Here is a 19,291-nt window from a genome sequence, read left to right on the forward strand (position 1 = left end):
CCGCCATCCGGTACGTGAAATTCTGCGTCCGCACCCCGCACGGCCGGATTACCCAAAAGTAGGATGGCCGACGCGGCGCACAGTGCACTTGGATCGATTTTGGGAGGCGGCGTGACAGCCATCGAGCAGACAGAGGCGACGCGCCCGAGGGGCACCCGCCTGCCGCGCCGAGCCCGACGCAACCAGCTGCTGGGCGCGGCCCAGCAGGTGTTCGTCGCCCAGGGGTACCACGCGGCGGCGATGGACGACATCGCCGAGCGGGCGGGTGTCAGCAAGCCGGTCCTGTACCAGCACTTCCCCGGCAAACTGGAGCTGTACCTGGCCCTGCTCGACCAGCACTGCGAGTCGCTGCTCCACTCCGTCCGGACGGCGCTGGCCTCGACGACGGACAACAAGCAGCGCGTGGCCGCCACGATGGACGCCTACTTCGCGTACGTGGAGGACGAAGGCGGGGCGTTCCGGCTGGTGTTCGAGTCGGACCTGACGAACGAACCCGCGGTGCGCGAGCGCGTCGAGCGGGTGTCCCTGCAGTGCGCCGAGGCGATCTCCGACGTGATCGCCGGTGACACGGGGCTGTCGAAGGACGAGTCGATGCTCCTGGCCGTCGCCCTGGGCGGCGTCGCGCAGGTCGTGGCACGGCACTGGCTGGCGAGCGACTCCCCGGTCCCGCGCGACAAGGCCGTACAGCTGCTGACCTCCCTGGCGTGGCGCGGCATCGCCGGGTTCCCGCTGCACGGGGCCGAGGGCCACTGAGCCGGGCGGCGCGGCGCTGTTCGCTCCTGGCGTGCGACGCCGGGCCGTGGCGCGTCGCCTCTCCGGGCTAATGTGTGCAGCGTACGGCGCGGTGATCGCGCAACGCTGACCGTTCGGAGGGACATAGCCGTGGAGGTCAAGATCGGCGTGCAGCACGCGCCCCGGGAGATCGTTCTGGAGAGCGGGCAGTCCGCCGAGGACGTCGAGCGCGCGGTGGCCGAGGCGCTGTCCGGCGAGGCGCAGCTGCTCAGCCTGACGGACGACAAGGGCCGCAAGGTGCTCGTCCCGGCGGACCGGCTCGCCTACGTGGAGATCGGCGAGCCGGCGACGCGCCGGGTGGGCTTCGGCGCGCTGTGACGAGGTGACGCAGGGGCAGGAGGCCCGGCGGGGGCGTCGTCCCCGCCGGGCCTCCTGCCGTGCGCGGCCCCTCCACCGCGGGAGGGTTGTCCTCCGGACGGGTCGGGTAGGACGGGTACGACCGCTCCGCCCGCCCCGTCGGATCCGCGAGGTGATGCTGTGCTCTGGGAAGCCCTCGGCTCCGTCCTGCTGGGACTCGCCCTGTCCTGGGCCGCCCTCCGGCGGCTGGCCGACCGGCTCCCACCGCGCCGTACGGTGCTGGTGACCGGTGTGCTCGGCGCGCTGTTCGGTGCGTTCGTCGCGCACTCCGCGCTCGGCCCCGGCCTGGTGCTCGGCACGCTCCTCGGGGCGGCCGCCGTCAGCGCCGTACTGCTGTCCCTGCTGATCCGGCCCCCGGCACGCCGCCTGCGGCGGTCGGCGGCGGCGTGATCCGCGCCGCCGACCGCCCGGCGGACGCCCCCTAGGCCGCGAGGCCCAGGGCCGCCATGCGCTTCGTGTGCGCCTTGGTGATCCGCGAGAACATCTCCCCGACCGCCGCCAGGTCGAACCCGCCGGCGACGCCGCCGACCAGCATCGTCGACAGCGCGTCCCGCTCCGCCACGACGCGCTGGGCCTGCGACAGGGCTTCGCCCATCAGCCGCCGCGCCCACAGCGCGAGGCGGCCGCCCACGCGCGGGTCGGCCTCGATCGCGGCGCGCACCTTCTCCACGGCGAAGTTCCCGTGCCCCGTGTCGTCCAGCACGGCCAGGACCAGCGCGCGCGTGTCGGAGTCGAGCCGGACGGCCACCTCCCGGTAGAAGTCGCTGGCGATCGAGTCCCCCACGTACGCCTTGACCAGGCCCTCCAGCCAGTCCGACGGCGCCGTCTGGCGGTGGAAGTCGTCCAGTGCCCTCGCGAACGGCTCCATCGCGGCGGTCGGCTCCACGTCGACGGCGGCCAGCCGGTCGCGCAGCCGCTCGAAGTGGTGGAACTCGGCGGACGCCATCTTCGCCAGCTCCGCCTTGTCGGCGAGCGTCGGCGCGAGCTTCGCGTCCTCCGCGAGCCGCTCGAAGGCCGCCAGCTCCCCGTAGGCGAGCGCGCCGAGCAGGTCCACGACGGCCGCGCGGTACTGCGGGTCGGCGGAGGCGCCGGCCCAGTCGAGGGCGGCGATCCCGGTCGGTCCTTCGGGGGCGGTGGCGTTGTCAGGCGTCTCCATGGAGCGCACAATAGCCCGCCGGCCCGGCCCCCCGAGGGCCCGGTCGACGGGTGTGACATCGCCCTCCTCGTGAATCGTCCCGACGCACCTGCGCGATTCCGGGGTACAGTGGTAAGGAGCCTGTCGAGCACGCGGACGCTTTCCGCGCCTGTCCGAGGGGCCGTTTCATGAATGAGGATGCCCGGTCGGTGGCCCGATCGGCTCCGACCCGACAGCCCTCGGTGCGCCTTCGCACATGAGGGGCCCTCAGCGGCATGACGCTCGAGCGACGGCAGTGGTCCCGCGCCACCCGGCTGTGATCTCGCGGTCTGCGGCCGGAGAGTCATCCGGCGCGGTAAGACCCCCAGCGTTCGCCTCATGCCGCGTCTCACAGAAGAGGCGACACCCTGACTACGACCGAGCAGCCCACGACTTTCCGAGAGCTCGGGATCCTCCCCGAGACCGCCGAGGCCCTGGAGGCCGTCGGCATCGTCACGCCGTTCCCGATCCAGGAGATGACCCTCCCGGTCGCCATGTCCGGGACGGACGTCATCGGCCAGGCCAAGACCGGTACGGGCAAGACCCTCGGCTTCGGCCTCCCCCTGGTGGACCGCGTCACCGTCCCCGCCGACGTCGAGGCCGGCCGCGCCCGCCCCGACCAGCTGACGGACGCGCCGCAGGCCCTCGTGGTCGTCCCGACCCGGGAGCTGTGCACGCAGGTCACCAACGACCTGCTCACCGCCGGCAAGGTGCGCAACGTCCGCGTCCTGGCGATCTACGGCGGCCGCGCCTACGAACCCCAGGTCGAGGCCCTGCGCAAGGGCGTCGACGTGGTCGTCGGCACGCCGGGCCGCCTGCTCGACCTGGCCGGGCAGCGGAAGCTCGACCTGTCGCACGTCCGCACGCTCGTGCTGGACGAGGCCGACGAGATGCTCGACCTGGGCTTCCTGCCCGACGTCGAGCGGATCATCAACATGCTCCCGGCGAAGCGCCAGACCATGCTGTTCTCGGCGACCATGCCGGGCGCCGTGATCGGCCTCGCCCGCCGCTACATGTCGCAGCCCACGCACATCCGCGCCACCGCGCCGGACGACGAGGGCGCGACCGTCGCCAACATCAAGCAGCATGTCTACCGCGCGCACTCCATGGACAAGCCGGAGATGGTCGCCCGCATCCTGCAGGCCCGCGGCCGCGGGCTGGCGATGATCTTCTGCCGTACGAAGCGCACCGCGGCCGACATCGCCGAGCAGCTGGAACGGCGCGGCTTCGCGTCCGGAGCCGTCCACGGCGACCTGGGCCAGGGCGCCCGCGAGCAGGCGCTGCGCGCCTTCCGCAACGGCAAGGTCGACGTACTGGTCTGCACCGACGTGGCCGCGCGCGGCATCGACGTCGAGGGCGTCACGCACGTGATCAACTACCAGTCGCCGGAGGACGAGAAGACCTACCTCCACCGCGTGGGCCGCACGGGCCGCGCCGGGGCGCACGGTACGGCGATCACCCTGGTGGACTGGGACGACATCCCGCGCTGGCAGCTGATCAACAAGGCGCTGGAGCTGGACTTCCACGACCCGGTCGAGACGTACTCCACCTCCCCGCACCTCTTCGCCGACCTGGACATCCCCGAGGGCACCAAGGGCGTCCTGCCCCGTGCCGAGCGGACCCGGGCCGGACTGGGCGCGGAGGAGCTGGAGGACCTGGGCGAGCCGGGCGGGCGCAAGCCGCGCGGCCGTCGCCGCGACGAGGAGCGCCCGGAGCCCGCCGAGCGCCCCCGCACCCCGCGGCAGCGCCGCCGTACGCGCGGCGGCGCCCCTCTGGACGAAACCGCCGCCGACGGCACGGCCGCACCGCAGGCGCCCGCCGCCGACGTCGCGGGCGGCGAGGAGGCCCCGGCCGAGCGCCGCGCCCCCCGTCGCCGCCGCCGTACCCGTGCGGGTGCGGCGCCCGCCGCGGAGGCCGCCGTCCAGGCCGCGCGGACCGCCCCGGAGGCGGGCGAGGCCGCGGACACCGCCGAGGGCCGGGCGCCCGAAGCGGAGACCAAGCCCCGCCGCCGCACCCGCAGGACCGCCGACACCGCGATCACCGAAACCCCGGCGACCGAAGCGGCCCCCGCCACCGAAACCGAGACCAAGCCCCGCCGCCGCACCCGCAGGACCGCCGCGTCCGCCGACACCGTGACGGTGCCGGAGCAGGCGTCCGAGGCCGGGCCGAGGCGCCGCACCCGCAAGGCGGCGGTTTCCGCCGATGCCTGAGCGACCGGCCGGAGGGCCCCGCCGTCACCGGGACGGCGGGGCCCTCCGCGTACCCGGCCCGTCGCCGCGCCGGCCGGGAGGGGCCGCCGCCGTCCCGGCCGGGCCGCGGGCCGGACCCCGTGCCGTTAGCCTCGGGGCATGAGCCGGCCGCCCACCTTCGTCCCTCCCCCCTGCGCCCGGGCCCGTCCGCTGCGGACCGCGCGGGGGCCCTTCGCCGTACTGGACGCCGCTCCCTCCGGGCCGGCCAGGGGCACCGCCCTGCTGCTGCCCGGGTACACGGGCAGCAAGGAGGACTTCATCGCCATGCTGGAGCCCCTCACGGGCGCCGGGTACCGGGTGGTCGCCGTCGACGGGCGGGGGCAGTACGAGACGTCGGGGCCGAGCCACCGGGAGGCGTACGCGCGTCGCGAGCTGGCCCTGGACGTGCTGGCGCAGGCCGGGGCCGTCGGGGGCGGGGAACCGGTCCACCTGCTGGGCCACTCGCTGGGCGGGCAGATCGCACGGGCCGCGGCCCTGGAGGACCGGGCGCCGTTCCGTACGCTCACCCTGGTCTCCTCCGGTCCCGCCGGGGTCGCCCCGGGGCAGCGGCGGAGGATCGGCCTGCTGAGCGACGCGCTGGGCGCCATGGACATGGGCCGGGTGTGGCGGGCGATGCGGGCCCTGGACCCTCCGGAGGACGTCGGCGACCCGCTGCGCGGCGACCGCGAGGACCTGCGCCGCCGCTGGCTGCGCCACAATCCCGCCCAGCTCCTGGCGACGGGGCGGCAGCTCGTCACCGAGCCGGACCGCGTCGCCGAGCTGGCCGCGCTGGACCCGCCGCTGCCCGTGCACGTCGTGTCCGGCGAACGGGACGACACCTGGCCGGTGCCCCTGCTGGACGCGATGGCCGAGCGGCTGGGCGCGCGCCGCACGCGGATCGCGGGCGCCGAGCACTCCCCCAACACCGACCGGCCCGTCGAGACGGCGGCGGCGGTGGCGGCGTTCTGGGACGCCCACCCCGTTCAGAACCGCGACTGAAGGTGCTGCCAGAACCCGTCCCGCAGCGCGCGGCGGAGCACGGCGTGGCCGCGCAGGGAACGGCCCAGCAGCCGTTCGGCCTCCACCAGGAGGTCCTGGTCGACGGAGCCGGGCAGGTAGGGGCGGCCGGGCAGCAGCTCGGCCAGCCCCTCGGCGCCCCGCTCCGCCAGCCACGTCGCGGCGATCCGCGCGCCCACGAACCGCACCTCGTCGCGCGACGGCGGCGGCTCGCCCTCGCTCTCGTACGTCGTCACGGGCCGCCGGGTGACGTACGGGCGGCAGAAGTCCAGGTCGAAGACGCGGGCGCTGTCGACCTCCCACAGCAGCGCCTCGGCCTGGTTGCGGCCCTCCGCGGACTCGACGCCCCACAGGTGGACCCGCGCCCCGTAGCCCTGCGCGGCCTCCACGGCGGAGACCAGGTCCTCGTCGCCGCCGACGAGCGCGGCGTCGCTGATGGCGCGGTGGCGGGCGAGTGACTCCAGGTCGGAGCGGATGAGGGAGTCGACGCCCTTCTGCTGGTTGTTGGCGTTGAGGTTGCCGAGGCGGACCTTCACGTCGGGGAGCTCGGCGATGGCCTGCTGCTCGGCGGTGTGGATGCGGCGCCGGGCGCCGTCGTACCAGTAGACGCGCAGCAGCCTGCTGTCCGCGAAGATCGCGCGGGCGGTGTCGATGAAGGCGTCGATGAGGCCCTCGGCGTCCAGGTCGAAGGAGCGGCGGTCCTCGGTGCCGGCGACCAGCAGTCCGGCGGAGGCGTAGACGTAGCCGGCGTCGACGAAGATGGCGTGCGTCGAAGGTGTCTTGGCGACCTCGGCCAGCATCCGCCGCAGGAGCTCGTTGGTGTGCTCCAGGCGCTGGGCGATGTCCTCGTCGTTCACAGGGACCTCATTGTCCGCCTCGGGCCGCCGGGCCGCCGGCCGCCCCTCTTTAGGCAATCGAAAAATTTATTTAGCGTAGGGAATGTTTCAACGGTTGTACATCGTTGCAGATGTCATCACACCGATCCGACGAAGGGAGAAGCCATGCGCTTCGAGATCATGCGGCTCGACGACGTCGACGGCGCCGCCGTCGACAGCACCGTCGTGGACGCGGCCTCCGTCAACCGCATCGTGCGGCAGGCCGCCGCGACCGGCCAGCGGCTCTACATCCGCCCGGCGGAAACCGCCGCCTCGTAGTTCCTCCGGCGGGAGGAGGGTGGGAGCAGGGCGCCGCGCCCCCGTACGGATCGTACGGGGGCGCGGCCGTGCGCCCGGGCGGCGGTCAGGCGGCCTGGATCGTCTGCGTCACCCCGTTGATGATCTGCTGCACGGCGATCGCGGAGAGCATCATCCCGGCGAGCCGGGTCACCAGCACCACGCCGCCGTCCCTGATCACGCGGATGATCACCAGCGAGTACCGCAGGGTCAGCCACAGCACCAGGTGCATCGCGACGATCGCCGCCCACACCGACACCTGCCCGCCCGGACCGTCCGCGTGCTGGACGGCGAGGATCACCGAGACGATCGCGCCGGGGCCCGCGAGCAGCGGCATGCCGAGCGGGACGAGGGCGACGTTCACGTCCTTGGTCTGCTTGGGCTCGTCGGTCTTGCCGGTGAGCAGGTCGAGCGCGACGAGCAGCAGGAGCAGCCCGCCCGCGATCATCAGGGCGGGCACGGAGACGTGGAGGTAGGCCAGGATCTGCTGGCCCAGGATGCCGAACACGGTGATCACGCCGAAGGCGACGGCCACGGCCTGCCAGGCCATCCGCCGCTGCACCTTGGCGGCCCGCCCGGAGGTCAGAGCGAGGAAGATCGGGGTGATCCCGGGGGGATCCATGATGACGAAGAGGGTCAGGAAGAGGGAGCCGAAGACGGCGACGTCGAACACGGTGAGGCCTTGCGGAGGAGGGGAGGGGTGGTGCGCGGCGGGTCGCGCCGCGGCGCGACCCGCCGGGACGGGACGGGGTGGGGTGAAAGGGACGGAGGGTGCAGAGCAGCGGGCCCGCTACGGGCGTCCGCCGGTGCCCGGCACCGGGAAGGCGCCGGTCGCCCGGCGCGTGATCTCGCCGTAGACCTCCGGGTCGGTGGTGAAGTCACCGAGACGGCAGGTCTTGCGGCCGCCGTGGTAGTCGCTGGAGCCGGTGGTCAGCAGTCCGAGCTCGCCGGCCAGGCCGCGCAGCCGGGCGCGGGTCGGCGCGTCGTGGTCCATGTGGTCGACCTCGACGCCGTCGAGCCCGTGCGCGGCGAGGTCGGCGATCACGGAGTCGGACACCGTGCGGCCGCGCTTGGCGGCGCCGGGGTGCGCCAGGACGGCCACCCCGCCGGCCGCCTTGACCAGACGGACCGCAGTGAACGGGTCCAGCTCGTGCTTCTCGACGTACGCGCGCCCGCCGTCCGCCAGCCACTCGGGGGTGAACGCGGCGGACACGTCCGGTACGACGCCCAGCTCGACCAGGGCCTGCGCGACGTGCGGGCGGCCCACGGAGCCGTCGCCCGCGATGGCGGCGACGCGCTCCCAGGTGACGGGCACGCCCAGCTCCCGGAGCCTGTCGACCATCGCGCGGGCCCGCGGCACCCGGTCGTCGCACACCAGTTCGCGCTCCCGCGCCAGCTCGGGCTCGTCCGGGTCGAAGAGGTACGCCAGCATGTGGACGCCGACTCCGTCGACGCGGCAGGACAGCTCGGCCCCGGTCACCAGCGCCAGCCCCCGGGGAGGGCCGCCAGCGCCTCGGCGTGGCCCCGCGTGGTGTCGTGGTCGGTCAGCGCGACCACGTCGAGGCCGGCCGCGGCCGCGGCGCGCACCAGGTCGGCGGGGGTGTCCGTGCCGTCCGACGCCGTGGAGTGGGTGTGCAGGTCGATGCGCACGGCACAGGCTCCAGGGCTCGCTGCGGACAGGGGACACCCAAGGATAACCGCCCCCCAAACCGACCATGCCCGGACGAACGGGCCGCCGCCCGGCCGGGGCGGCCGTCAGGAGAGCAGGCGCGGGGAGAGCGCCCCGCAGGGCACCATGTCGACCTCGGGCCCCGCCTCGCGCAGGTCGGTGAGGACCAGCTCGTCGTAGAGCAGGAGCCCGGAGTGCTCCGGCCAGGCGATCGCCCACAGCCACAGGCCGCGCGCCTCGCCCGCGAAGACGGCCCGCCCCTCGGGGACGCCGCCCACGTGCCACAGCGGCGTCAGCCGGCCGCCGGCGAGGACCTTGGCGTGCGGGGCCTCGTCGACGCACAGGTGGGGGCCCGGATCGGGGCCGTCCAGTCCGGCGTACCGGGCGCCGAGCCCCACCCCCAGCTCCTCCGCGACCAGCAGCAGCTCCCCCACGCCGCCGAGCGGCCCCGGACCGGAGCAGGCGACGGCGGTGGCGCGGCCGCCGCTGCGGTCGTCACCCGCGTAGGCGACGCCCGTGTAGAGCCAGCCGACGGGCAGCGGCCACGGCATCCAGACGGGGACCCGCGCCCGGTTCACGGCGACGTGCAGCGCCTCCAGGCTGGGGGGCACCACGGGCTGCAGCGGGTACACCGCGCCGTGCGCCCCGCACTGCCAGCGGTCGGAGAAGAGACCGGGCGCCCGGACCCGGCCTCCGCACTTCGGGCAACTGGGTTCGCCCCTCATAGCGTTCAACGGTCCTCCGCCGCCGCCGCCGCGTCAAGGACGATCACCCGTCCGGTGTGCCGCCCCGCCGCCCGCCGGGCGCGGCGGGGCGGGCTCAGTCGAGGCGGACCGGGGCCCGCCGCGGGTCCCGCAGGTCGGTCCCGGCGGCGAGCCAGCGCTCCTCCAGCGCCCGCGCGCCGTGCACCCGCTTCCACGCCGCCTCGACGGGCGTCATCGGCAGCAGCGGCAGGAACCGCACCGGGTCCGTCCCGCCGTCCGGCTCCAGGTCCGGCACCAGTCCGCCGGGCTCCCCGACGAGCACGGATGTGAACGGCGCGCCCGGCCACAGCGGCTCCCCCACGTCCAGGGACGCGCCCGGGGCGACGACGACCCCCTCCACCTGCGGCGAGGCGGCCAGCACGGCGAGCGGGCGGAGCACCTTGTCGGTGTCGGCGGCCCCGGCCCCCACGGTGAGGAGCAGCTCCGCGCGCGGACCGCGCACCGGGTCGGCGACCGGGTCCGTCGGGTCGGCCATGGGCCGCGCCGACATCCCGAGGGTGGCGTACCGGACGACCGGGCGGCCGCCGCCGTCCTCGACGCCGGTGAAGCGCAGCACCTCGACCCGGTCCGCGCCGAGGAAGGTGACGGAAGCCCGCGCGTCCGGTTCGCCGAGCGACGAGCGGAGCCGCGCCTCGACGAGCGCGAGAACTTTTTCCATACGGGGAGCATAGATCGCGCATCGAACGGGTAGGCAAAGAGATTGACCATCAGTCGGCTGATAGTGTGGGCCGCTGGTCGGGACAGCAGGTGGTGGAGGTGCTCCGCTTCCCAGCGGCAGCTGACGGAGCTCCTTCCGGTCCCGACGACACGTCATCCCCCACGGGGGACCGGCCGGAGGAGGTGGGGCTGCGGTGGATCGAAGTCGACCGTGCAGTACCAGCCGCTCTTCCGCGCCGCGCGGGCAGCTCCCGCCGCGCACCCCCCGCGCACGCCCCACCTCCCGTACGGCCCTCCGCACGGGCGTCTGAGGCGTTCCGGCCCGTTCTCCGCACGCCGGGCACCGCGCACGCTGGAAGAGCGCCTCGCCCCCGCCCGTCTGTAGCGAACCGCGAACGCCGTCCTGCGAACCGCGGTGCCGCCCGCTTCGCGGACGTACGCAACGCCACGTCCCCGTTCCGGGTTGTGCCGGGCCCCGCCGACGGCTTCCCGCGTGAAGGAGCCCGCCATGTCGATGATCCGTGACCTGCGCGCCGTCGTACGCCCGTCGCTGCGCAAGCGCAGCGCCTCGCCGTACAACGCCTACGACCCGACCCGCGACCCCTCCGCCTCGACCGCCGTCGTCGACTGCGCCGTGTACCGCGAGGGACGGCGCCTGGAGGGCGGCGGCCGCCTGACGCCGCGCGAGGCGATGCGGCGCGTCCGGGAGGACGGCGGCTTCGCGTGGATCGGGCTGCACGAGCCGACGGAGTCCGAATTCGCGGGCATCGCGGCCGAGTTCGGACTGCACCCGCTGGCCGTGGAGGACGCGGTCGACGCCCACCAGCGGCCGAAGCTGGAGCGGTACGACGACACGCTGTTCGCGGTCTTCAAGACGATCCACTACGTGGAGCACGCCGAGCTGACCGCGACGAGCGAGGTGGTGGAGACCGGCGAGCTGATGTGCTTCACCGGCCGGGACTTCGTCATCACCGTCCGGCACGGCGGGCAGGGCTCGCTGCGCAACCTGCGGCACCGGCTGGAGTCGGACCCGGAGTTGCTGGCGAAAGGGCCCTCGGCGGTCCTGCACGCCATCGCCGACCACGTGGTGGACGGGTACATCGCGGTCGCGGACGCCGTGGAGCTCGACATCGACCAGATCGAGATCGACGTCTTCTCGCCGCCGGCGAAGGGCGGCACGCGCGGTACGGACACGGGCCGCGTCTACCAGATGAAGCGCGAGGTGCTGGAGTTCAAGCGGGCCGTGACCCCGCTGGCGCGTCCGCTGCAACTGCTGAGCGAGCGGCCGATGCGGCTGGTCGACCCGGACATCCAGAAGTACTTCCGGGACGTCGCCGACCACCTGGCCCGGGTGCAGGAGCAGGTCGTGGGCTTCGACGAGCTGCTGAACTCCATCCTCCAGGCCAACCTCGCGCAGGCGACGGTCGCGCAGAACGAGGACATGCGCAAGATCACCTCCTGGGCGGCGATCATCGCCGTGCCGACGGCGGTGTGCGGCGTGTACGGCATGAACTTCGACCACATGCCGGAGCTCCAGTGGAGGTACGGCTACCCGATGGTGCTCACCGCCATCATCGGCACCTGCTTCGCGATCCACCGCACCCTGAAGCGCAACGGCTGGCTGTAGGGGCCTTCCCGCTGGCTAAGCTGCGGGCATGACTGACGACTCGCTGCTCGCCCGCGCCCTCGTCGAGGAGGCCACCAGGAAGTCCGGCCTCGTCTGGGTGCGCGGCGACGGGCCGGCGCGGGCGCTGTGGCACGTGTGGTACGAGGGCGCCGCGCACGTCGTCGGCGACGGCCCCGGTGAGCAGCCGCTGCCGTCGGGGCTCGCCGACGGGGCGGTGGCCGGGGTCACCGTGCGCAGCAAGGACAAGGGCGGCCGGGTCGTGGCGTGGTCGGCGGCGGTCGCCGAACTGGCGCCCGGCTCGGAGGAGTGGCGCGCGGCGGCGGACGAGCTGAAGGGCAAGCGGCTGAACGCGCCCGACGCGGAGACGATGACCGAGCGGTGGGCCCGCGAGTGCCGGCTGCTGCGGCTGACGCCCCGCGAGGCGGTCACGGACCTGCCGCGGGGCTCCCTGGCGGCGGTGCCGCTGCCGACCCCGGCCACCACCCGCGAACCGGTCCCGGCGGCCCTGCCGAGCCTGCTGCTGAAGCGGAGGAAGCGCCGCTGACCGCTGGCCGGGGGCCGGGGCGGGGGCGTCACCGTCCCGTGGGCGGAGCCGGTCGGGCCGCCGGGAGGGAGGGGCGGGGTGCCTCCCGGGCCGCGAGCGGGGCCCGAGGGCGCGGGTGGCCCGGGGGCGCCGGGCGGCGGGGCGGGCCGCGGAGAGGGGGCTCAGCCGCTGGTGCGGGGCAGCTGGCGGCCGTAGTCGAGGATGTCCTCCTTCTCCGGCTCCACCAGCGGGAAGTCCTCGTTCCAGTCCGACAGGACCACCACGCCCCCGCCGCCGCCGCGGGCGAACTGCAGCGGGAACGGCGTGCCCTCCAGGGACACGTCCAGGGTGCCGCCCTCGCCGTGCTCACCGCCCGCGACCTCGATGGTGCGGACCCCGCCGACCTTGTCGCGGTCGCCCTTGCGGACCTCGCCGTGGACCGTGAGCAGGCCCTTCAGCAGGACGTTCATCTCGGTGAAGCCGCGCAGGTGCTTGTACGAGGGGTCGTCCTGCGGGACCTTGACGTACTTGCCGTCCAGCTTGTCCGCCGCCTCGATGTCCGACTCGGTCGGCTCCTCGGAGTCCTGCGCGTGCCGCCAGAACGCCGCGCCGGCCTTCAGGAAGAGGGCGTCGCCCACGCGCAGCAGCTCGAACGTGGACTTCCGGGTGGTGACGGAACCGGTCGCGCCCCGGGCCTTGAGGCGCATGTTCAGCCGGTACGTGCCGGACTTGCTGACCAGGGAGCCCGCGAGGCGCACCGACACGGCGCCGTCGGCGGCGGCGCGGGCCTTGTCCTCGATCTCGTTCGCCGGGAGCCTGCCGACCCCGTTGGTCCCCTCGTCCGGGTCCTCCGCGCAGGCGGTCAGCGCCGCGGCCAGCCCGAGGCAGAGGGCGAGGGGGAGCATGACGCGTCGGGTACGCCGAACCGGGCGGAGAGCGGTCACCAGCGCTGCCTCTCAGTGTTTCACGGGGGGACGGCCGACCGCAGCGTACCGGGCGGGATCGCGCCCTCCGAACGGAGCCGGACGGACGCCCTGCCCGGGCGGCCCGAACCGTGACCGGCTAGCCTGAATCACCTGACTGCGGGCACAAGCTGCATGTCGACGGCGGTCGTGTGGATGGGAGGAGGCGCGGGACATGGCAGCAGGCGCCGCCCGGATCTTCGTCTCGCACCTCGCCGGGGCACCGGTCTTCGACCCGGGCGGCGACCAGGTGGGCCGGGTGCGCGACCTCGTCGCCATGCTCCGCGTGGGACGCCGCCCGCCCCGGGTGCTGGGGCTGGTCGTGGAGGTGATCGGACGCCGCAGGATCTTCCTGCCGATGACCCGGGTGACGGGGGTGGAGTCCGGCCAGGTGATCACGACCGGGGTCCTCAACGTCCGCCGCTTCGAGCAGCGCCCCACCGAGCGCCTCGTCCTCGGCGAGCTCCTCGACCGGCGGGTCCGGCTGGTCGACGGCGGCGACGAGGTGACCGTCCTCGACGTGGCGATGAGCCGGCTGCCCGCCCGGCGGGACTGGGAGGTCGACCGGGTCTTCGTGCGGCGCGGCGGCCGGGGGGCGCTCCGCCGCAGGGGCGAGACGCTGACCGTCGAGTGGTCGGCGGTCACCGGCTTCTCCCTGGAGGAGGACGCGCAGGGCGCGGAGAACCTGGTCGCCACGTTCGAGCGGATGCGCCCCGCCGACCTGGCGAACGCCCTGCACCACCTGACGCCCAAGCGCCGCGCCGAGGTCGCCGCCGCCCTCCACGACGACCGGCTGGCCGACGTGCTGGAGGAGCTGCCCGAGGACGACCAGGTCGAGATCCTCGGCAAGCTGAAGGCGGAGCGCGCCGCGGACGTCCTGGAGGCCATGGACCCGGACGACGCCGCGGACCTGCTGTCGGAACTGCCGGAGGAGGAGAAGGAACGGTTGCTCACCCTGATGCGCCCGGACGACGCGGCGGACGTGCGGCGGCTGATGTCGTACGAGGAGCGCACGGCGGGCGGGCTGATGACGACCGAGCCGATCGTGCTGCGGCCGGACGCGACGGTGGCGGACGCCCTCGCCCGCGTCCGCCAGCAGGATCTCTCCCCCGCGCTGGCCGCGCAGGTGTACGTGTGCCGGCCGCCCGACGAGACGCCGACCGGGAAGTTCCTCGGGACGGTCCACTTCCAGCGGCTGCTGCGGGACCCTCCGTTCACCCTGGTCTCCGCGATCGTCGACACGGACCTGGAACCGCTGCCGCCCGGCACCCCGCTGCCCTCCGTGGCCAGCCACCTCGCCGCGTACAACCTGGTCGCGGCGCCGGTCGTCGACGACGGCGGGTCGCTCCTCGGCGCCGTCACCGTCGACGACGTGCTGGACCACCTGCTGCCGGAGGACTGGCGGGAGACGGAGTTCGGCCCGGAGACGGAGCGGGAGGCCGCGCATGGGGCCTGACCGCCTCCCGGAACGGGGCGCCGGGCGCGACCGCGCCGGCCAGCGGGAGCGCGCCGTGCCGCGCGCCCGGCTCGACCAGCCGCTGGACCAGCCGCGCGTACGGCGGCCGAGGCTGCTGCCGGAGTACGACCCGGAGGCGTTCGGGCGGCTGTCGGAGCGGATCGCCCGGTTCCTCGGCACGGGCCGCTTCATCGTGTGGATGACGGGGGTCATCATCGCATGGCTGACCTGGAACATCGCCATGCCGGCCGCGCTGCGCTTCGACCCGTACCCGTTCATCTTCCTCACCCTGATGCTGTCGCTCCAGGCGTCGTACGCGGCGCCGCTGATCCTGCTCGCGCAGAACCGGCAGGACGACCGGGACCGGGTCAACCTGGAGCAGGACCGGGCGCAGAACGAGCGGTCGATCGCCGACACCGAGTACCTGACGCGGGAGGTCGCGGCACTGCGCATGGGCCTCGGCGAGGTCGCCACCCGCGACTGGATCCGCTCCGAGCTGGAGGACCTGGTGAAGGAGCTGGAGGGCCGGGGGGCCGTATTCCCGCCGGCCGCGCCGCCGCGGAGTGACGAAGGCGACCGCTGACGGGCTTTCCGGGGGCCGCGGTGGGCGCCGTACCATCGTCCGTATGACGACGGAAGACGCGGTGCGCGAAGCACTGGCGACGGTGAACGACCCCGAGATCCACCGACCGATCACCGAACTCGGCATGGTCAAGTCAGTCGAGGTCGGGGCGGACGGCGCGGTGGCCGTGACCGTGTACCTGACGGTCTCCGGCTGCCCGATGCGCGAGACGATCACGAAGAACGTGAGCGAGGCGGTCTCCCGCGTCGAGGGCGTCACCCGCGTCGACGTGTCGCTGGACGTCATGGGCGACGAGCAGCGCAGGGAGCTCGCCGCCGCGCTGCGCGGCACGACCGCCGAGCGCGAGGTGCCCTTCGCGAAGCCCGGCTCGCTGACCCGCGTGTACGCGGTGGCGTCCGGCAAGGGCGGCGTCGGCAAGTCGTCGGTGACGGTGAACCTCGCCGCCGCGATGGCCGCCGACGGGCTGAAGGTCGGCGTCGTGGACGCCGACATCTACGGCCACAGCGTGCCCCGCATGCTGGGCGCGGACGGGCGGCCCACCCAGGTCGAGAACATGATCATGCCGCCGTCCGCGAACGGCGTGAAGGTCATCTCGATCGGCATGTTCACCCCCGGCAACGCCCCGGTCGTGTGGCGCGGCCCGATGCTGCACCGGGCGCTCCAGCAGTTCCTCGCGGACGTCTACTGGGGCGACCTGGACGTGCTGCTGATGGACCTCCCGCCGGGCACGGGCGACATCGCGATCTCCGTGGCGCAGCTGGTGCCGAACGCCGAGATCCTCGTCGTCACCACGCCGCAGCAGGCGGCGGCCGAGGTGGCGGAGCGGGCCGGCTCGATCGCCGTGCAGACCCACCAGAAGATCGTCGGCGTGGTGGAGAACATGTCGGGCCTGCCGTGCCCCCACTGCGGCGAGATGGTCGACGTGTTCGGCACCGGCGGCGGCCAGCGGGTCGCGGACGGGCTGACGCGGACGACCGGCGCGACGGTGCCGGTGCTCGGCTCGATCCCGATCGACGTACGGCTGCGGGAGGGCGGCGACGAGGGCCGGCCCGTCGTGCTGTCCGACCCCGGCTCCCCGGCCGGCGCGGCGCTGCGCGCCATCGCGGGCAAGCTCGGCGGACGCCAGCGGGGCCTCGCGGGCATGTCCCTGGGCATCACGCCGCGCAACAAGTTCTGAGGCGTCCGCGCCCCGGGCCCACGGCCGCGGGGCGCGCCGGAGGGGCGCCGCCCCGTGCGGGGCGGCGCCCCTCCGGCGCGCCCGGACCCCTCCGGGGCTTCCGGTCAGGCGTACGCGGAGATGTCCGCGACGACGGTGAACGCGAGTCCGTACGCGCTCATCCCGCGCCCGTACGCGCCCAGGTGGACGTCGCGGGCGGTGCTCCCGGCGAGGACCCAGCCGAACGCGGACTCGCGGTAGTGGAACGGCCGCGGCGCGCCGTCCACGGGCAGCGACAGCGTCGTCCAGGCGGGCCCCTCCAGGTCGTGGGCGAGCTCGAACGCGGTCTCCGTCTGCTGGTCCAGCCACTCGTCGCGCAGCGCGTGGTCGAGCTGGGGCGGCCAGGTGTACGCGAGGAGCCCCGAGCCGGCCAGCCAGGCGGCGGAGGACACGCTCGTGGCGTCCAGGACGCCGGTGCCGTCGCCGCGCACGGGGTGGGCCGCGACGGTGACGACGACCGCGAAGGCACCGGGTTCCCGGGCCGCGGCCTCGGGACGTATGGAGGGCTCCTCGCCGTGGCCGGTCGAACCGTGCCGGACGGTGCCGTCCGCCGCCGTGCCCACCTGCGTCAGCCAGCGCGGGCCGGTGAACGCCTCGTCCAGCCCGTACCAGGGGAAGGGCGCCCGCAGGTAGCCGTCGAGGGCGCGGCCCCCCTCGGGCGTGGATGCGCCGCCGGGCACCGGTCGTACCCGCCCTTCCGCCCGTCTCGTGGTCTCCATCTGCCCGGCCGCCTCCTCGATCCGTTCGAACAGGGGGAGAGGATATCCACCCGGGCCCGGCCCGGGCCGCAGGACCGTCCCCCGGAGGGGCGTCCGGTGGCCCGGGTGGCCCAGTCCGTTCAGGTGGCGTCCGCGTCGAAGGGGGGCCGCTCGGCGGCCTCGGGGGCCTCGCGCTTCCTCAGGGGGTCGGGCGCCGCCGGGGCGGGGGCGGTTCCCCTGACGGCGCCGGCGACCTCGTCGATCTCCTTGCGGAGGTCGAAGCTGCTGCGCAGCTCCTGGAGGTCCTTCAGGTCGTGGTTCTCCGACAGCTGCTTGCGGATGAACGTCTTCGGGTTGAGGTCCTCGAACTCGAAGTCCTTGAACTCGGGTCCGAGCTCGCTGCGGATGTCCTGCTTGGCGCTCTCGGAGAAGGTCCGGATCTTGCGGATGAAGCGGCTGATGTCCTGGATGAGCTGGGGCAGCTTGTCGGGACCCCAGATGAGCACGGCGAGGATCACCAGCGTCACCACCTCGAGTCCGCCTATGTCACTGAACACCTTGCTCCTCCTCGGGTCTCCGCCGAACCAAGGTACCCGCTCCGCCCGTGCGGCGGGGCTTCCGCCGGGGCCGCCGGCCGGCCGTCCGCTCAGTCGTCCGCCGACGAGCCCAGGGTGAGGGTCCGGGACGAGTCCCGGCCGCCGCGCCGCACGGTGAGGCGGAGGTCCTCGCCGGGCCGGTGGGCGCGGATCTTGGCGATCAGCTCCTCGGCGTCGTGGACGCGTTCGCCGTCGACCTCGGTGATGACGTCGCCGGGGCGGATGCCCGCCCCGGCGGCGGGCCCGCCCGGGGTGACGGGCGCGCCGCCGTCCCGGGCCTCGTCCGCGACGCGGGCGCCGTCGCCGGTGAACCCCATGTCGAGGCTGACGCCGATGACGGGGTGCGTGGCCCTGCCGGTGTTGATGAGCTCCTCGGCGACGCGCTTGCCCTGGTTGATGGGGATGGCGAAGCCCAGGCCGATCGAGCCGGACTGGCCGTCGTCGATGCCGGAGCCGCTGTCGGCGGCGCGGATGGCGCTGTTGACGCCGATGACGCGGGCCTGCGAGTCGAGGAGCGGACCGCCGGAGTTGCCCGGGTTTATGGGGGCGTCGGTCTGGAGGGCGTCGACGTAGCTGACGTCGCTGTCGTCGCCCTTGCCGCCGCCCGCGGTGATGGGGCGGCCCTTGGCGCTGATGATGCCGGAGGTGACGGTGTTCTGGAGGTCGAAGGGCGCGCCGATGGCGACGACCGGGTCGCCGACGCGGACGCCGTCGGAGTCGCCGAGCGGGAGGGGCGCGAGGTTCGACACCCCGGTGACCCGGACGACGGCGAGGTCGTAGCCGCTGTCGCCGCCGACGAGGGTGGCTCCGGCGGTCTGGCCGCCGCTGAAGGTGACGGTGATGTCCCCGTCCCCGTCCGCGGAGTCGACCACGTGGTGGTTGGTGAGGATGTGGCCGCGCTCGTCGAGGACGAAGCCGGTGCCGGTGCCCTGTTCCCCGCCTCCGCTGACGTGGAGGGTGACGACGCCGGGCAGGGCGCGGGCGGCGATGCCGGCGACGCTGTCGGGGGCGCGGTCCCCGGCGTCCGCGGCGGCCTGGGGCAGCTCGACGGTGGTGAAGCCGCCGTTGCGCTCGACGTACGCGCCGACCGCGCCGCCGAGGACACCGGTGAGCAGCGCGAACACCAGCGCGCCGGCGAGCCCCAGGCCCCTGCGCGACCGCCGCGGCCGCGCGGCGTCCGGGTGGCCGGTGAGCGGCTGCGCGGGCTGCGGCGCGGCGGGGCCGGTCCAGGGGTCGTACCGTCCCCATCCCGCGGGCGCGGGCGGGTGGCCGTGCGGGGGCGCAGGGGTGCCGTGGGCGGCCGCGGGACCGGCCGGGGGCCGCTGTACGGGGGGCGCGGGCGCCCAGGGCCCCGGCTCGCCGTAGGGCGGCGTCCGGTACTCGTCGGGCTCGTGCAGGGAGCCGGTGTTCCCGGCGGGGTGTCCGGGCGCGGCGGCCACGGCCGGGGCGGCGGGCGGGGCCGCGGCCGGCGTTCCGGGCGCGGCGCCGGTCCCGTCGCCGGGGCCGCCCCGTGCCGTCGGCCGGGCCGGGCCGCCGCGGGCGGCGTCCGGCTCGGCCGGGGACGGTCCGGGGGTGCTCCCGGCGGGCGCCGGCCGCGTCCGCGGTGCGGGACCGCCCTCCCCGGCGGCCGGGAGCGCGTCCGCGGCCGCGGACGGGTCCGCCCCGGGCCGCGCCGGCGGTACGGGGTGCGCGGGCCCCGGCGGGCCGTCCGCCGGGCGCGTCGGGGCGGGGTTCGAGGGTGCGGGGCGGTTCCCCCACGTTCGTCTCGGCTGCGTGGGCTTCCCGTCGTCCATGCTCTCC

At 74.8% G+C, this 19,291-nt stretch carries 20 protein-coding genes and 1 pseudogene; 11 read left to right on the top strand and 10 right to left on the bottom strand.

The window, feature by feature from the left end; translation table 11 throughout:
• Positions 1-111: 111 nt before the first annotated feature.
• The 3 genes from LUW75_RS06705 to LUW75_RS06715 all read left to right on the top strand — a co-directional run bounded on the left by LUW75_RS06705 (position 112) and on the right by LUW75_RS06715 (position 1,539).
• The gene (locus tag LUW75_RS06705; RefSeq protein ID WP_250334800.1) at positions 112-753 is read left to right on the top strand and encodes a TetR/AcrR family transcriptional regulator; all 642 of its coding nucleotides are present in this window, start codon (positions 112-114) and stop codon (positions 751-753) included.
• A gap of 129 nt (positions 754-882) precedes the next feature.
• On the top strand, positions 883-1,110 hold the full coding sequence (locus LUW75_RS06710) for a DUF3107 domain-containing protein (protein WP_250334801.1): 228 nt from the start codon (positions 883-885) through the stop codon (positions 1,108-1,110).
• A 159-nt stretch (positions 1,111-1,269) separates the two neighbouring features.
• Positions 1,270-1,539, top strand: a complete 270-nt coding sequence (locus tag LUW75_RS06715) for a hypothetical protein (RefSeq protein WP_250334802.1) — start codon at positions 1,270-1,272, stop codon at positions 1,537-1,539.
• Between the two features lie 31 nt (positions 1,540-1,570).
• Here LUW75_RS06715 and LUW75_RS06720 read toward each other — a convergent pair whose 3' ends face one another.
• Positions 1,571-2,305 carry a ferritin-like fold-containing protein gene (locus tag LUW75_RS06720; protein ID WP_250334803.1) on the bottom strand — a complete coding sequence of 245 codons (735 nt, stop codon included), beginning with the start codon at positions 2,303-2,305 and terminating at the stop codon, positions 1,571-1,573.
• Between the two features lie 494 nt (positions 2,306-2,799).
• On the opposite strand from LUW75_RS06720, the gene LUW75_RS06725 reads away from it, so the two are divergent.
• Positions 2,800-4,533 carry a DEAD/DEAH box helicase gene (locus tag LUW75_RS06725; RefSeq protein WP_250334804.1) on the top strand — a complete coding sequence of 578 codons (1,734 nt, stop codon included), beginning with the start codon at positions 2,800-2,802 and terminating at the stop codon, positions 4,531-4,533.
• 138 nt (positions 4,534-4,671) lie between these two features.
• Positions 4,672-5,550 (top strand): alpha/beta fold hydrolase, encoded by an 879-nt coding sequence (locus LUW75_RS06730; protein WP_250334805.1) that lies wholly within the window; start codon positions 4,672-4,674, stop codon positions 5,548-5,550.
• On the opposite strand, the gene LUW75_RS06735 is transcribed toward LUW75_RS06730, so the two are convergent.
• The gene (locus LUW75_RS06735; protein WP_250337573.1) at positions 5,535-6,368 is read right to left on the bottom strand and encodes an NYN domain-containing protein; all 834 of its coding nucleotides are present in this window, start codon (positions 6,366-6,368) and stop codon (positions 5,535-5,537) included. The genes LUW75_RS06730 and LUW75_RS06735 overlap by 16 nt on opposite strands.
• A gap of 201 nt (positions 6,369-6,569) precedes the next feature.
• Between LUW75_RS06735 and LUW75_RS06740 the strand changes: the two genes are divergently transcribed.
• Positions 6,570-6,722: a hypothetical protein gene (locus LUW75_RS06740; protein WP_250334806.1), complete on the top strand. Its 153-nt coding sequence runs from the start codon at positions 6,570-6,572 to the stop codon at positions 6,720-6,722.
• An 85-nt stretch (positions 6,723-6,807) separates the two neighbouring features.
• Here the strand turns inward: LUW75_RS06740 and LUW75_RS06745 are convergent, their stop codons facing one another.
• The 4 genes and pseudogenes from LUW75_RS06745 to LUW75_RS06760 form a co-directional block, all read right to left on the bottom strand.
• The gene (locus LUW75_RS06745; protein WP_250334807.1) at positions 6,808-7,413 is read right to left on the bottom strand and encodes a MarC family protein; all 606 of its coding nucleotides are present in this window, start codon (positions 7,411-7,413) and stop codon (positions 6,808-6,810) included.
• A gap of 117 nt (positions 7,414-7,530) precedes the next feature.
• A pseudogene (locus LUW75_RS06750) lies at positions 7,531-8,390 on the bottom strand (PHP domain-containing protein).
• Between the two features lie 105 nt (positions 8,391-8,495).
• Positions 8,496-9,134 (bottom strand): DUF6758 family protein, encoded by a 639-nt coding sequence (locus LUW75_RS06755; RefSeq protein ID WP_250334808.1) that lies wholly within the window; start codon positions 9,132-9,134, stop codon positions 8,496-8,498.
• A 94-nt stretch (positions 9,135-9,228) separates the two neighbouring features.
• Positions 9,229-9,831, bottom strand: coding sequence for a suppressor of fused domain protein (locus LUW75_RS06760; RefSeq protein WP_250334809.1), 603 nt, complete (start codon positions 9,829-9,831; stop codon positions 9,229-9,231).
• A gap of 507 nt (positions 9,832-10,338) precedes the next feature.
• Here LUW75_RS06760 and LUW75_RS06765 point away from each other — a divergent pair.
• Together LUW75_RS06765 and LUW75_RS06770 are read left to right on the top strand one after the other, a co-directional pair.
• Positions 10,339-11,457: a magnesium and cobalt transport protein CorA gene (locus LUW75_RS06765; protein WP_250334810.1), complete on the top strand. Its 1,119-nt coding sequence runs from the start codon at positions 10,339-10,341 to the stop codon at positions 11,455-11,457.
• A gap of 28 nt (positions 11,458-11,485) precedes the next feature.
• On the top strand, positions 11,486-12,001 hold the full coding sequence (locus LUW75_RS06770; RefSeq protein WP_250334811.1) for a hypothetical protein: 516 nt from the start codon (positions 11,486-11,488) through the stop codon (positions 11,999-12,001).
• Positions 12,002-12,162: 161 nt separating this feature from the next.
• On the opposite strand, the gene LUW75_RS06775 is transcribed toward LUW75_RS06770, so the two are convergent.
• On the bottom strand, positions 12,163-12,885 hold the full coding sequence (locus tag LUW75_RS06775; RefSeq protein WP_250334812.1) for a hypothetical protein: 723 nt from the start codon (positions 12,883-12,885) through the stop codon (positions 12,163-12,165).
• 232 nt (positions 12,886-13,117) lie between these two features.
• Here LUW75_RS06775 and LUW75_RS06780 point away from each other — a divergent pair, with 232 nt between their 5' ends.
• From LUW75_RS06780 to LUW75_RS06790, 3 genes are read left to right on the top strand one after another with little or no spacing between them, the layout of a single operon-like run.
• A complete protein-coding gene (locus tag LUW75_RS06780) occupies positions 13,118-14,398 on the top strand; it encodes a magnesium transporter MgtE N-terminal domain-containing protein (RefSeq protein ID WP_250334813.1) in 1,281 nt (426 codons plus the stop codon).
• Positions 14,388-14,981 carry a DUF1003 domain-containing protein gene (locus LUW75_RS06785; RefSeq protein WP_250334814.1) on the top strand — a complete coding sequence of 198 codons (594 nt, stop codon included), beginning with the start codon at positions 14,388-14,390 and terminating at the stop codon, positions 14,979-14,981. The genes LUW75_RS06780 and LUW75_RS06785 overlap by 11 nt, the downstream gene beginning before the upstream one ends.
• Before the next feature lie 43 nt (positions 14,982-15,024).
• Positions 15,025-16,158 carry an Mrp/NBP35 family ATP-binding protein gene (locus tag LUW75_RS06790; protein WP_250334815.1) on the top strand — a complete coding sequence of 378 codons (1,134 nt, stop codon included), beginning with the start codon at positions 15,025-15,027 and terminating at the stop codon, positions 16,156-16,158.
• Between the two features lie 104 nt (positions 16,159-16,262).
• Here LUW75_RS06790 and LUW75_RS06795 read toward each other — a convergent pair whose 3' ends face one another.
• The 3 genes from LUW75_RS06795 to LUW75_RS06805 form a co-directional block, all read right to left on the bottom strand.
• Positions 16,263-16,916 carry a hypothetical protein gene (locus LUW75_RS06795; RefSeq protein ID WP_250334816.1) on the bottom strand — a complete coding sequence of 218 codons (654 nt, stop codon included), beginning with the start codon at positions 16,914-16,916 and terminating at the stop codon, positions 16,263-16,265.
• Positions 16,917-17,035: 119 nt separating this feature from the next.
• Positions 17,036-17,452 (bottom strand): sec-independent translocase, encoded by a 417-nt coding sequence (locus tag LUW75_RS06800; protein WP_250334817.1) that lies wholly within the window; start codon positions 17,450-17,452, stop codon positions 17,036-17,038.
• A gap of 89 nt (positions 17,453-17,541) precedes the next feature.
• Positions 17,542-19,284, bottom strand: a complete 1,743-nt coding sequence (locus LUW75_RS06805; protein WP_250334818.1) for a trypsin-like peptidase domain-containing protein — start codon at positions 19,282-19,284, stop codon at positions 17,542-17,544.
• Positions 19,285-19,291: the final 7 nt, after the last annotated feature.

It is taken from the genome of Streptomyces sp. MRC013 (genome assembly GCF_023614235.1).
In the GTDB taxonomy this organism is placed as follows: domain Bacteria; phylum Actinomycetota; class Actinomycetes; order Streptomycetales; family Streptomycetaceae; genus Streptomyces.